The following is a 13,640-nucleotide window of genomic DNA, read 5'->3' on the forward strand; positions in this document are numbered from 1 at the left end:
CCCCTCTATGTGGTCACTGCTGGTAGAGCGCGGTGATTTCCAGGTCTGTCGGAACGCCTGCCAGCACCCGGACGTCGTCGAGACCGCCGAACCAGAAATCGGAGTCGGCGCCGTTCCATCTGCCTTGGCCGGCGACCAGAGGTCCGGTGGAGTCCCAGGACGTCGGGGCCGACACGGTCGAAGCCAGTTGCCCGTCGACGTAGAGCCGGACCTGCCGTGCGCCCGGATCGTGCACCCCGACCAGATGGGTCCAGCGCCCCGGCACCGCCTCGCCCGTCGAATAGGCGCGGTGCTGCACGGGGTTGTCGACGTCGGCGCCGGTGACGGCGAACGCCCATTTCCGGGATGTCGCGGCGTATTGGAGGAAGAACGGGCTGGTGCGCGAACCGTGGCCCGCGACCGCCGCCTGCCATCCCGGCGTCAGCTGGTCGAGCTTCACCCACGCGGATACCGCGAACCCGGTCGTGGACCGCATCACCGGTCCCTGCGTCGTCCCTGGCCTGCCACCGGTGTGGATCGAGCGCCCCGTACCGCCATGGCCCTCGCGTCTGCCCCAGCCGGGGTGAGTGCCGCCGGGGAAGGTCACGTGCCTGCCGAAGCCGGCGGTGTCGAACGCGGTGACCCCTGACTCCTCCTCGAACAGCCACTCACCGACCGGGGTGGTCGCGTTGGCCAGTTCGGTGACTTCGCTGAGGTAGATCCGGCGGGGCCAGACCTGGACGTCGGCCAGCTCGCCTTGCCAAGGATCGGCCGGCCCGGCGGCGCCGCGGCCTCGTCCTAGAACCAGCGGTCCGGTCGCGGCCCAGCTCTCGGAAGGAGTGACGACCTCTCCGGCGTGACGTCCGTCGACGTACAAGGTCAGTTTGCGGGTCGCCGAGTCGTAGGTGCCCGCCAGGTGGGTCCACACGCCCTGGCGCGCAGGGACGGCTGAGGACGCTGTGCTGCGCGCGGCGGTACCGCTGTCGCCTTGCGGCATCGAGAACACCCAGCGGTCACCGGCACGCCCGAGCGCGAAGCCGCCCACCTGAGCGCCCTCCTGGGTGACGGCCGTACCGGCGGGCGCGGTCGAGCGCACCCACGCGGCCACGCTGAAACTGTCGGCGGTGCCGACGACCGGTCCTGCCGTGGCCGCCGTACCACCGGCAAGCGCGGTGGGGCCGCCGAAAAGCCTGCCGGGCGCGCCGAGCACACCACCGCTCAAGGTCGCAGGCTGCCGCCCTTCCGCCGTGTCGGCGAGGGTCGGCCCGGCCGCCTCGTCGAGCTTCCAGTGGCCGGCCGGCGGCGCGCCCGAGCCGACCCGGAAGTGGTACTGGGCGGTGGTGGACTGGTTACCCGCCCTGTCCACCGAGCGGACGTACAACGTGTTGGTACCGCGCCATTCCGGCGTCACTCCGGCGGTCGCTGTGCCGCCCAGGGTGGTGGCGGGTACGAAGTGCGCGGGCGGGTCCGCGACGCCGACGAGGTAGCCGGCCACGTCGGCGACTCCCGCTGCCGCGAGCGTGAAGTCTCCGCTGACGCCTACACCGCCGTGGACCATGCCGTCGGCGGGATAACGCCCGTCCGCGGTGGTGATCGCGGGCGGCGCGTGCGGGCGGGTCACGTCGACGTAGAACTCGCAGTACGCGGACTTCTCACCGGGATCGATGCCGTCGTGGGACTGGCTGTGGAAGGCGTAGAGCTTCCCGTCGGCCAGCGGACCCGCCAGGCGGTACTGAGCGACGGCTCCGGCGGGGATACCGGGTACGAACGTCGATTCCCAGGTGACGAACCGGCCCCCGGGCGACTCGCGCTCGCCGCGAGCGAAGTAGGTGTCGTGGATCTGGCCGTCGTCGTCCCGTGGGCGTGCGCGCAACGTCGGACTCGTCGTGCCGACGTAGAGCGGCTGTGCACCGCACGCCTTGCCTTCGACGCTGAGCTGGTCGGGAGCCTGAGGATAGGAGTTGTACTCGACCGACAGTGCCGTGCGGTTCTCGTCGAACTTCTTCCAGCCCGTGTTGATCGTGCCCTCGTCGCCGGCGCGCAAGCCGAGCGTGAGGGTCCCCCAGCCGGTGCCGTCCTGGGCGGCCTTGGTGACCTTGTCGTCACCCCATTCGCTGTAGCGCCCGGCGTCCCGGCAGTCGCTGTTGTTCGCCCCGGCAAGATAGCTCGACCACGGCCACGAACCCCAGTGGTTGGCCCAGGTCGTTCCAGCGTTGACCGAGTTGACCAGGTACAGGTCGGTCCAGGTGTCGGCACAGGAGTAGGTGTGCTTGAGATAGGAGCTGAACCAGGCACGCAACACGTGTTTGCCGCGCAGGTTCTCCATCGGGAAGGTCCAGATCGAGCGGTAGCGTTCCCACCCGTCGCCGCTCTGTTCGACGTAACCGACTTTCGCGCCCTGGCCTCGGTCGTAGGACGAGTAGGACTGATCCGGATGCCGTTCGTTGATCATCGTCCAGTTCGCGGCACCCACGGTGATCGCGGGAGCGATGACCGCGGGATAGACGGCGTCGGCCGCGGTCAGCCGGGCCAGATCCGCGTCAGGGGCCGGAGAAAGCGTTCGCAGCGCCGCAGCCAGTTCCGCGGTACCCGCCGCCTCGCGGGACTTCACGCTCAGCGCGGTGGCCACTCCGTCCACATCGAGGGTGGCGGTCAAGTCCACCCCCGGCAGGGCCTCCCGGTAGACGGCGGTGTCGCCTTCGAGGGCGGGAACAGGCAGGGCACGCGGCCAAGTCAGTGTCCGGTCCCTGGAAGCGAACAGCGGGCCGGTTCCGCCTCCGGACAGGGTCGCTCGCAGCGGCGACATCGTCGCGGCGACCCGGCCACCGGCGTCACGTCGCAGAGTCGAGTCGACCGGAGCCCAGCCGCCACCAGGCTGACGCACCCGCACCGGTCTCGCGGCCAGGACCGCGGTGAACGTGCCGCCCGGATTGGCGAACACCTGGGAGGTCTCCGACGTCAGACCCGTGACCTCCACCTGCCGGTCGAACCGGACGGCGGCCGCCGAAGCCGAAGCCTCGTCAGGCAACCCGGCAGGCGCCGCGACCGCGGCGGCACCACCCCCTTGCACGACACCCGACACCACCGCGGCCACCATGAACGCCACGATCGCTCTTCGCATCCCCACCCTCACCCTCCCCCAGTCCGAAAGCGACGGAAGCGCGGCCGTGTGCTCCCGCCGGCGTGGGCGGGCCGCGTCGCTCGAACACCGACCGTAGGGCGAAAAACGCGATGATCTCTGTCGTCACACTTGCACGGCACTGTCACGTGGTTCCGCTGTGCGCGGAAAGCAGCGCCCGGATCTCGTCGGCGGTGGTGTCATCGCCGTCGCGCAGACACCGGTCGTAGGCCTCCTGCCACACCCGGCGTGCCTGGTCGACGTCGCCGAGCGCGAGCAGCGCGTGCCCCAAGCCGACTCTGAGCGGGACTGCCGATCTGGTCACGTAGGTTTCCTCGACGAGGTCGATGGCTTCCCGGAAAGTGGCGGCGGCGGCTTGGTGATCGCCTGAACCTGCCTGGACGCCGGCGATGGTCTCCAGACCGGCGACGATCCGCGAGGGTTCCCTTCCCGCGCGGAAGGTGTCGAGAGCTCGCTGTGCGGGTCCGCTCGCCTCCTCGAATCGGCCGAGCCCGACGAAGGTGTCCGCGAGGTTGTTGAGAGCCATCGCGCTGGAGAGGTCGTCGCCGACGGACTCGTACAACCGGACGGCTTTCCGTAGTGGTTCGACGGCCTCGGCGAATCGGCGCCCCCCGTTGAGGGCGGACCCCAGGTTGAGCAGAGAGGTGCCCTGTTCGGCGAGGTCGCCCAACTCGCGAAAGACCTCCAGTGCCGTGTGGCAGCAGAAGATCTGCTTCTCGCGGTCGCCGACTCGGCCGTAGCCGGTGCCCACACCGTTGTAACACTTCGCCGTCAGGAACCGGTCGCCGGTGGCGGTCGCGCTGCGGATGGCGGCCTCTCCCATCGCGACCATCCGCCGCCACTGCCCACGTAGATAGAGGTACTGCCAGGACAATTGGAACAGCACCGTGGCTTGAAGGTGCAGACCTTGCTCGTCCGCGTCGAGGACCAGTTTGGCGATCGTGTCGATCTCCCGGTCGAACCAGGCGGCCGCGGCGTGGTGGTCGGGGAAGTCGACCACCGGCACGCCGGGACCGGCCGGATCGATCGGCATCCGGTGCGGAAGGCCGCTGAGGTGGCCACGCGCCTGTTCCGCGGTGTGCACATAGTGTGCCGCCAGCCTTTCGATCGCCGCCGACGCGCCGGGCAGAGTCGCCGCCTTGTCGCGTGCGTACTGCCGCAGCAGATCATGCAGTTCGAACCGGTCGGGCAGCCGCTGCTGGAGCATGCTGACTTCCGCCAACCGCCCGAGCGCGGCACCCGCCTCCGCCGTCGGGATCGCGGCCAGCGCGGCGACCGCGTGCCTGCCGATGGTGTCGCCGGGAAACAGGCCCAGCACAGCGAAAACCGCCGCCGCACGCGCATCGAGCACGTCATACGACCAGTCGAACAACGAACGCAAGTCAGTGTCGCGGTCGTCCTCGACCGACAGCACCTCCAGTCCGCGCCGGCCGGCCAGTTCGTCCCGTAATGCCGACAGTGGCCACTCCGGGTGCCGAGCGGCGTGGTCGGCGGCCAGCCGCAACGCCAACGGCAGCCGCGCGCACAGCTCGACGATCGCCGTCGCCGCGTCCGGCTCGGCGGCCACCCGGCCGTGGCCGACCTGCTCGGTGAACAGCTCCAGGCCCTCAGCGGACGAAAGCAGGCCCAGGGTGAGGTGGCGCGCTCCCTCCCTGGCCGACAAACCACGGAGCTTGCGGCGGCTGGTCACCACCACCGAACCCCCGCTAGGCAGCAATGGCCGCACCTGGGCACTGTCACGGGCGTTGTCCAGCACGACCAGCACCCGCCGCACCGCGGATTCGGTACGCCAGAGCGCGGCCCGTTCCTCGACATCGGCCGGGACACGCTCCGGCGGCACCCGCAGCGAACGCAGCAACACGTCGAGCGCGTCCGCCGGATCGACCGGCACCTCGGGGCCGTAACCACGAAGGTTCAGATACAGCTGCCCGTCCGGGAACCGCGGCACGGCCTGATGTGCCCAGTGCACGGCCAACGTCGTCTTCCCGATCCCGGCGGCACCGTCGACCGCGCAGATCACGACCGGTTGACCGTCGGCTCCACGCACCAGCCGGTCCAAACCCGCCAGCTCATCGCCACGCCCCACGAACCCGCGCACATCACCCGGCAACTGGCGAGGCACCTTCGCCGGCTGCTCCGCCACGAGCGCCTCGTCGTCGAGCAGGATCGCCTGGTGCAGATCGGTGACGGCACGCCCCACATCGAGCCCGAGTTGGTCCCGTACCAGGTCGGCGACCTGGCGGTAGGCAGCCAAGGCCTCGGCTCGCCGTCCTGCACGGTGCAGTGCCAGCATCAACCTGGCCCACAGCGACTCGCGCAGCGGGTGCCGGGTGGTCAGGTCCCGCAGGTCGGCGAGCACTTGCTGGCCGTGACCGCGTTCCAGGTCGATGTCCAGCATCCGTTCCCGGGCGGCGAACCACAGCTCGGCGACCTTCGGGCCCGCCTCCTCCCGCAGACCCGGCGACGCGACATCCTCCAACGGATCTCCACGCCACAATCGGACCGCCGACGCCAGCAACGCGTACTCCCGGCCGGTGTCCCCCTCGCCCGCCGCGGCGGCCGCTGAGTCGACCAGCTCACGCAATGCGAGCAGGTCCAGCTCGGCGGCGCCGGCGCGTAGCAGGTACCCACTCTCGGTCGTCTCGATGACATCGGCCCCGAGGCTCCGCCGCAACCTGCTTACCAGCGTCTGGAGCCAGTTGCGCACATCCAGCGGTGATTCGCCACCCCAGACGTGACCGAGCAGCTTCCAGCGGGGGACGACCTGATTCGGCGAGAACGCCAGCGACGCCAGCAACGCCCGCTGCCGCCCGCGCACGTCGACCGGACCGTCAGCTGTCTCCACCTCGACCGGCCCCAGCACCCTGATCCGCAAACCTCGAGCCGCCGCTTCACTCTGCCTCATGACCGCCCCTCGTCCGCCTGTCACCGTCCATGAGGCACGGCTGATCCATCGCCGTGTGCCTGAAGCCCTGCAACGGCACCCGGCTTGGTTGTTCGCCGTCCCTGACCGCTCAGGCGGGGGGTTCCTCCTGCAGGGCGCGGACCTCGACCCGGCTGCGCAACGCACGCGAGGCCTGCTTGGTCCATTCGATCGCGACGTCGTCGTTTTCGGCCTCGATGATCCAGAAGCCGCCCAGGTACTCCTTGGCCTCGACGAACGGGCCCGGGGTCAGCACGGGGCTGTCGCCGGAGTAGTCCACCGTGGTCGCGGTCGACGGCGGCTGCAGGCCACCGGCGGTCACGAACGCGCCCGCCTCCTCGAGGGCGGAGTTGAACGCGCCGACCTCGGCGATGATCTTCTGCAACTCGGCGGGGTCCATGTCCGCCATCGTCGGCTCCTCGGCGGCGTCGTGGGGAAGGCTCAGGAAGTACTTCGTCATCGTCGGCTCCTCATTGTCGGTGTTGTGCCGAAAACCTATGCGGGAGACCCCGGTCGGCGAATCAGTCATCGTGACCGGTATCCGATCACCGGACGAGGCCTGCCAGCTCGGCACGACCGGTCACACCCAGCTTCGAAAACGCTCAGAGGAACGGCAGTAAGGATTTGCCACATCCCGTGAGCACACGGATATAGCCTCGCCGCACCAGGTCGCGCCGTCCGCGGGCCGGCCGCGATCCCCACGGCCGGCCCGATTCATCCTCCTGTGCCGCCGTTCTAGGCGCCGGTGGAGAGAATTCCGCCGTCCCTGACGTTGGTCAGCGGCGGGCAGAACACGTAGGAATGGCCGCCGATACCCGTCCATTCCTGCGGCTCGCGGAAGACGTCCGGGGCCCCGGAGATGGGTTTGCAGATCGCAGTCGCCTTGTACCTGCCGGTACCGGACGAGCAGTAGGCGGTCCAGCCGTTGTCGAGCTTGTTGTCCTTGCAGTTCTCCGGCCACGGTACCGGCGCTGCGGGTGCGGCCACCGCGGACGCGGAAGCCCCCAGAACAGCAGCTGCCGCCATGCCGATCACGGCGGCTGAGTAACGGATCCTCGTCATGTTCGTACTCCTTCGGGTCTTCACAGCGGGTCCGGCGACGAGTTGATGCCGGCTCCGTCCGTCACGGCGTACTCGGTGCCCTGGCAATAGGCGTCGGAAAAACCGTTCGAGACCCAGGGGCCGAACCGGTGGACGCGGCCGACCTGGCCGCCTTCGCAGATCACGATGCCCTGGTACTTTCCGCCGTTGGGGTTCTGGCAGACCGCTCGCGCCATGTACTTGTTGAGGACGCCGTAGTTGCATTCGGACGGCCACCCCATCACTTCCACTCCGCTACCGGTCGTGGCGTGCGCGGCCGGCCCGGAGACAAGCAGAGCTCCGGCCACCCCCGCCAGTACCGCCCCCGCCGCTGCCAGCGGCCTGCGAATTTCTCGCTGTTTCCTCACGATCTCGCTCCCCGATCTCTCGTTGATCCGACTCAGCCCACACTGCGGGGAAGGCGTTGACCCGGAGTTGGACGATCGTTGAATCCGGAGGTCGGAGGCGCGCCGATCGCCGGGAATGATCGCGCCGGAACGAGATTTGCGGAACCATGGCGACGGTGATCAGGTTGCTCGGCGAGGTATCCGCGACAGTCGGTGGCGACGAGGTCGACCTCGGGCCGGCGCGCCAGCGTTGTGTGCTGGCCGCGCTGGCCTTCGACGCGGGTGATCCGGTGACCGGCGATGAGCTCGTCGAACGGGTCTGGGGCGAGCAGGCACCCGTCCGTGCCGCCGGGACCCTCAGGACCTACCTTTCCCGCCTGCGCGGTGCCCTCGAAGATCTGCCGGACGTACGGATAGAGCGCACCCCCTTCGGGTACGTGTGCCGTGCTGCGGCGGTGGACGTGCACCGTTTCCGCAACCTGGTGAGCCGAGCACGCAACACCGACAGCGATCAACAGGCCTCGGACCTGTTCGGTTCGGCGTTCGCACTATGGCGCGGTGAACCATTCGCCTCGCTGGACAGCCCGTGGATCACCCAATGCCGGGCAGCGCTCGCGGTGGAACGGCTGGCAGCGCGCCTCGACCAGTTCGACGTGGAGTTGCGGCTCGGCAGAGACGCCTGGCTGCTCCCCGCGCTCGCCGATGAGGTGTCCGCGAATCCACTCGACGAGCGACTGGCCGCGCAGTATCTGCTGGCCCTGTACCGAGGCGGACGACAAGCCGACGCGCTCGAGCACTATCAACGGCTCCAGCGCGAACTCGCCGAAGAACTGGGTGTGGATCCCGGGCCCGCCTTGCGGGAACTGCACAGCCGCGTTCTCGGCGCCGACCCCACCCTCCACCGGGGTGACGAGCACCGGCCGGTACCCCGCCAACTCCCGCTGGCGCCCCGCACCTTCTCCGGCCGGGACCGGAAGCTGGAGGAGCTCACCACGACGCTGTCCGCTCGCGGCGGCGTCGTCGCGGTCGTCGGCCAGGGCGGTGTCGGCAAGACGTGGCTCGCGCTCAGGTGGGCGCATCAGCACACCGGCTCGTTCCCGGATGGGCAGCTGTACGCCGACCTGCGTGGCTGGTCCGGAGACGATGCGCCGGTCGACCACACGACGGTGGTACGGCGATTTCTCGACGCGCTCGGCGTACCGGCGGCAGCGATTCCCGACGATCCCTTAGCCCAGGTCTCTCTGTATCGCAGTGTGCTGGCGGACAAGCGGATGCTCGTGCTATTGGACAACGCACGCGACAGCGCACAGGTCTCCGCGCTGCTGCCCGGCGGCGATTCCTCGGTCTTGGTGACCAGCCGCGACCGCTTGCTCGGCCTGGTCGTCGCGCATGGCATTCACGTCTGCCCGCTCGAGGTGCTCGATGCCGAGGAAGCGGAGCGGCTGTTGGAGAGCCATCTCGGACGTAGTCGCCTCGCCGACGACCGCGCGGCCACCACCATGTTGCTCGAAGCGGCGGGCGGTTTACCGCTGGCCTTGGGTGTGCTGGCCGCACAGCTGGTCGTACGGCCGAAGCTGGACGTCCGCTGGCTGGCCGCGAAGCTCGAAGACACCGGCACTCGACTGGACATACTGGACTACGGCGATCTCACCGAGGGCCTGCGCGCGGTCTTCGCGGCGTCGACGAAGGCACTGCACGCGGACGAGGAGCGGATGTTCCGTGTGCTGGGGTCCTTCGACCTCCCCGACATCACGGTGCACACCGCGGCCGCCTCGTCCGGCATCACCCAAGAAAAGGCGCAGTCGCTGCTGGAAGCGCTCGAATCCACCCACCTGCTGGAGCAACATGTGCACGGCCGCTACCGCATGCACGATCTCGTGCGGTTGTACGCGGCCGAACTCGGACACGAGGACACAGTCCAGGCCGGACGACGGCTCGTCGACTTCTACCTGCACACAGCGCTGAGCGCCGACCGGCTACTGCATCCATACCGGCCGGACGCGAAAGCCGTGACGCCCGATCCCGCCATCGCGCTACCACTGCAGGATCAGGACTCGGCATTGCGCTGGTTCCAAGACGAGCGTCTCTGCGTTCCCGCGGTGCAGCGCCACTCGTTCGACCAGGGTTGGCATAGCGACGCGTGGCAACTGGCGTGGGCGGTCACCACCGCACAACGCCGGCAGGCCGACTGGCAGGAAAACGCGGCGGTATGGCGGACCGGCGTGGCGGCCGCCGCCGGGGATCCCGAGCGGCTGGCGGTGGCACACCGGTTCCTCGGTCTGGCCTTGGCCCGGCTAGGCAGCGGGCAGAAAGCACTGGAGAACCTGGAAAAGTCGCTGCTATTGGCCGAGGACCTGGGTGATCAGCGTGGCCAAGCACACTCGCACTACGCACTCACCCAAACACTCGAGATGACCGGTGACCTGGACCAGGCGTTGACGCACGCCACCCGGACATGCCGCATCTACGAGAACCTGGACGCCCCCGTGGAACAGGCCCACAGCCTCAACTCACTCGGCTGGTGCCACGCGCGGGCAGGCAACCTCGACGAGGGCGAACGACTCTGCACACGCTCGCTCGAACTCCACCGCGGCATGAACAATGACCTCGGGATCGCCTCAGCGTCAGACAGCCTCGGCTACATCGCCTACCACGCCGGCAGACACCGTGAAGCCACCCAGCACTACGAAACAGCAGCGTACGTACACGAACGTCTGGGTGACATGGTCGTCCTCGCCGACGTGCTGGCCAGGCTGTCCGACGCACTGGACGCGAGCGGCGACACGGCCGAAGCCGACCGCGTACGCGCCCGCGCCATCGAACTCTTCCGCGCACAACACCGCATCGACGAGGCGAACCACTCCGAGAACCGCCGGGCACCGTGACCTACCGCCAGGTCCCGCACTGTCTACACCGACACCTTCCCCCAAGGCAGCGCCGATTTTGACACCGGCCGCCAACAGCAGCTTGGGAGATCACGTGCCATTCGTCGGCGCAGGTCACGATCGCCGCTTGGCCCGCGTCACGCCGCTAGCGCAGCACCCAGGCCGCCACTCCCAGATCGCAGGGGCCCACGTCCACATTGGCTCCCGCCCTGTTCAGACAGACACGGGGGTTGGCGTCCGACCTGATGACCAGGCTGCCCGGCCTGCCCTGGACCAACCAGAACTGCGTCCCGGTGCCGGAACGGCACGGCTCCAGCTTCACTGCCGACGCGACACTCTGGATGCAGTGGCCGGCTACTCCAGCGCTGGCCAGCTGGGTCCTGCGGTTGAACCCCAGATAGTTGAACCTTTGGAAATTGCCGCCATTGCAGCCGGTGGTGTAGACCTCACTGCCTGGGCGGTTGTTGTAACCGTCCAGGCAGCCGGTGCCTGAAGGCGTCGCGAAACTGTTGGTAGCCGCCGAGGCCGGCGACGCGGCGACGATCGACAACCCGACCGACGCCACCAGAGCCAGTGCCGAGCCCACAATCCTGCGAACCATTGTTCTCCCTTTCCCTCGTTCATCGGTGACTTTGAGCCACCGCCCGTGTGATTTGTTGCAGCGTCTAAAAGCATCAGCGAGTTGCGGCGGCCCTAAGAGCCCTTCGTGCGGCGCGCGTCCACCCAGGACGCGAGTCGGGCTGCCGTGTCGTTGCTGGCGCTAATGTCCGTCGATATGGATTTGGCTAGCCTTCGGTCAACCGCGTCAGCCGCGCATGCCACGCTTGCCAGCCACACGACGAATGGCTAGGAGCGGGCTCGCAGGGCTGGTTCGGGCGGGTCAAGTACACGGTCTCGGCCCGTCATGCGGTGGCATGTCAGCAGGTGGTGGAGTTGGGGTAGACGTAGGCGAGCGACGCCTGCCGCTGCTGGGGAGCAGGCGGGTTTCTCACACGGTCGCCTGCGTTCATGCACACATACGGGTTGGGCGAGCCGCTGGTGTGGAAGTACCAGATCGCGTCGTAGCTGGAGTTGTTCCACCAGCTGCGGGTCGCGTCATTGAAGCTGTAATCCCCCAGGTTGTGCATGCGCTGCCGGTCGTTGGTGAACCACAGCGTGCCGGTGGTGCCCGTCGCCCGGTACAGGCAAAGGAAGCCGAGCGAGCAGAACGTGCCGATCCCGGTGCTGAGCACGCCGGCGTCGGTCTGGCGTTGCCACAGGATCTGGTCGCCGACGACCGCGTACCCGGCGGGTAGCCGGTCCACGTCGATGCCGTCCGCCGCATAGCGGGCGAGCACGTCCGACGGCCTCGCAGTGGCCCCGGGCGTCGTAGCCAGCACAGCGGCTCCAATGCCGAGCGCTACAGTCGTTGCCCGGAAAAATGCTTTTACCTTCACTAGTTCCTCCCCGAACTCGAGTGCTGAAGCTGTCGTGATCCATCTCTTAAAGGGAGAATCATTGCGTGATTCCGAAAGTGCCCGATTGTGCCACTCAGAGCATTTATCGGCAGGCCATGAAGTCTTCCACTGCGATGGGTGCGCTTGTGCCAGAGCTGTATGCGACGGTCAGTTTTCTCTGTCCCGTGAAACCGCAGGGTGAGGTTTCGTAGGTGTAGCGGGAATAGATGGTTTTCTGCTGACCGGCGGCGAGGGTTACGACACCGCGGTCATCGTCACGCCACGGGGCGCCGATCAAGCTCCAGTCCAGGTCCCAGGTGACCGTGCGAGCACTCGTGGCAGTGTTGGCAACGCCGAGGTATCCACGATGGAAACAGGAATTGCTATCACAGTTGTACCGGACGCACACCTGGTAGCGGATGGGGCCGTACGATTCCGTTCCGGAGCACTTCGGAGACGCCTGGATTCCAGCGTCGGTCGCGGCAGTTGCCGCAAGACGGCTCGCGGCGGGCGCAGCGGTCGCCGCGGTGGCGCCGAACGCTACCGTCGCCGCTATCGCACACGCGACCACAATGACACCCAGTGCTTTTCTCAGCATCTTGACTCCTATTTTGTGTTTGCCGCGAACCTCTGCGAACACAGTTCCCGTACGGGTTCTGCAGCGAATTTCGAGAGGGTACATTTTTGACAGAAAATCATGTTGGGCAGATTTCGATGTGCGCTTGTGACGAGTGGGCAACGCAGAAGTCGACGGCGTCAATGGCAAAGGAGGTGGAGTTCACCCTGTTGTCGTCAGCTTTTGAGAGGGACGACGAAGACGTGGCTCATGTGGGAGTTGTGGGTGGTGGTCGACCCGCGTGAGTCGGTCAGGCCTACCGCGGTGCCCTGCACTCCACCGTCCATGCCGTCTTTCCACTTGACCAGGACGTAGGCGTTGAACCGCTGTTCGCAGTCGGGTCGGACGGTGAAGTCGGGCAAGTGCAGCGGCACGTAATGATGGTGCACCGAGTAGGACATCTGGCGGGTCGTCGTGGTGGCGTTGCTGGTCTGGCACAGTTTGTCGCCGTTCCACTGGTTGACAAAGAGGGTGAAGGTGGCCGTTGAGGCCGGCGGTTCGGTACAGTCCTTGTCCTTCACCGGGTAGCACGTCTTGTACTCGGTGTCGGCGAAGACACTGAGTTTCGTGAAGCCCGGCGCGAGGGTGAAGTACGGCAACGCAGGCTCGCGCGCCACGACCTCGGGGTCCGGCCCGACACGCACGAGGCCACGGGGCGTGGCGCGCTGGGCGGGCAGACCGGCGGTGGTGTTGTCAACGGACGTGTCCGCGAACTCGAGGAATCCGTCGTACAACTGGAACCGGGCGTCGAGTTCCTTGCGCATCGTGGCAGCACGGACGTACGCGGTGCAGGTGACCCTCGTGTCGACACCGGGGTGCACCAGGAAGCGTGTGGTGAGCTGGACGTCCTCCTTCTCCGGCTCCAGGGACGCACCCTTCTGCAGGATGTTCTGTCCCGTCACGAAGCTCTGTTCGCCGCCTGCCCAGGTGCACCGCACCTCGTTGTCGAACAGCGAGCGGTAGGTGGCCGAGTTCGCGCGCATCACCGATCTGACGTAGGCGGTCCGCGTCGCCGACATCTTCAGCTCCACGCTGCCCAGCTTCTTGACCTCCTGGTCGAACTTCACCGGCTCACCCGGCTTTGTCTCGGGCACCTTCGGCGCGAGCACCGGTTGCGGCGTGAACTTGACGTAGGTGGCATCGCTCGCGGTCGCCACCGGCGCGAGCACGACCAGCACCACGGCACCGAGAATGAACGACAGGATTCGCCTCACCCGCAGTCTCCTCTCACCAAT

10 protein-coding genes are annotated in these 13,640 nt (G+C 67.7%); 1 reads left to right on the forward strand and 9 read right to left on the reverse strand.

Features of this window, described 5'->3' with window-relative positions; translation table 11 throughout:
- Positions 1–13: 13 nt before the first annotated feature.
- From DMC61_RS33715 to DMC61_RS33735, 5 genes are all read right to left on the reverse strand, one after another.
- Positions 14–3,100, reverse strand: coding sequence for a LamG domain-containing protein (locus tag DMC61_RS33715; protein ID WP_125694416.1), 3,087 nt, complete (start codon positions 3,098–3,100; stop codon positions 14–16).
- Positions 3,101–3,242: 142 nt separating this feature from the next.
- Complete coding sequence (locus DMC61_RS33720) at positions 3,243–6,023, reverse strand: BTAD domain-containing putative transcriptional regulator (protein WP_125694418.1); 2,781 nt, start codon at positions 6,021–6,023, stop codon at positions 3,243–3,245.
- Between the two features lie 109 nt (positions 6,024–6,132).
- The gene (locus tag DMC61_RS33725) at positions 6,133–6,501 is read right to left on the reverse strand and encodes a YciI family protein (RefSeq protein WP_016331932.1); all 369 of its coding nucleotides are present in this window, start codon (positions 6,499–6,501) and stop codon (positions 6,133–6,135) included.
- Positions 6,502–6,776: 275 nt separating this feature from the next.
- Positions 6,777–7,103: a hypothetical protein gene (locus DMC61_RS33730; protein WP_125694421.1), complete on the reverse strand. Its 327-nt coding sequence runs from the start codon at positions 7,101–7,103 to the stop codon at positions 6,777–6,779.
- A gap of 20 nt (positions 7,104–7,123) precedes the next feature.
- Positions 7,124–7,489, reverse strand: a complete 366-nt coding sequence (locus DMC61_RS33735) for a hypothetical protein (RefSeq protein ID WP_125694422.1) — start codon at positions 7,487–7,489, stop codon at positions 7,124–7,126.
- 146 nt (positions 7,490–7,635) lie between these two features.
- Here DMC61_RS33735 and DMC61_RS33740 point away from each other — a divergent pair, with 146 nt between their 5' ends.
- Complete coding sequence (locus DMC61_RS33740; RefSeq protein WP_125694424.1) at positions 7,636–10,353, forward strand: BTAD domain-containing putative transcriptional regulator; 2,718 nt, start codon at positions 7,636–7,638, stop codon at positions 10,351–10,353.
- 145 nt (positions 10,354–10,498) lie between these two features.
- Here DMC61_RS33740 and DMC61_RS33745 read toward each other — a convergent pair whose 3' ends face one another.
- From DMC61_RS33745 to DMC61_RS33760, 4 genes are all read right to left on the reverse strand, one after another.
- Positions 10,499–10,954: a ricin-type beta-trefoil lectin domain protein gene (locus tag DMC61_RS33745; protein WP_125694426.1), complete on the reverse strand. Its 456-nt coding sequence runs from the start codon at positions 10,952–10,954 to the stop codon at positions 10,499–10,501.
- Positions 10,955–11,270: 316 nt separating this feature from the next.
- Positions 11,271–11,732 carry a peptidase inhibitor family I36 protein gene (locus tag DMC61_RS33750; protein ID WP_158634152.1) on the reverse strand — a complete coding sequence of 154 codons (462 nt, stop codon included), beginning with the start codon at positions 11,730–11,732 and terminating at the stop codon, positions 11,271–11,273.
- A 160-nt stretch (positions 11,733–11,892) separates the two neighbouring features.
- Positions 11,893–12,387 carry a hypothetical protein gene (locus DMC61_RS33755; protein WP_125694430.1) on the reverse strand — a complete coding sequence of 165 codons (495 nt, stop codon included), beginning with the start codon at positions 12,385–12,387 and terminating at the stop codon, positions 11,893–11,895.
- Positions 12,388–12,581: 194 nt separating this feature from the next.
- A complete protein-coding gene (locus DMC61_RS33760; RefSeq protein ID WP_125694432.1) occupies positions 12,582–13,619 on the reverse strand; it encodes a hypothetical protein in 1,038 nt (345 codons plus the stop codon).
- Between the last annotated feature and the right edge of the window lie 21 nt (positions 13,620–13,640).

The sequence above is a fragment of the Amycolatopsis sp. WAC 04169 genome (assembly GCF_003947535.1).
GTDB lineage: Bacteria > Actinomycetota > Actinomycetes > Mycobacteriales > Pseudonocardiaceae > Amycolatopsis > Amycolatopsis keratiniphila.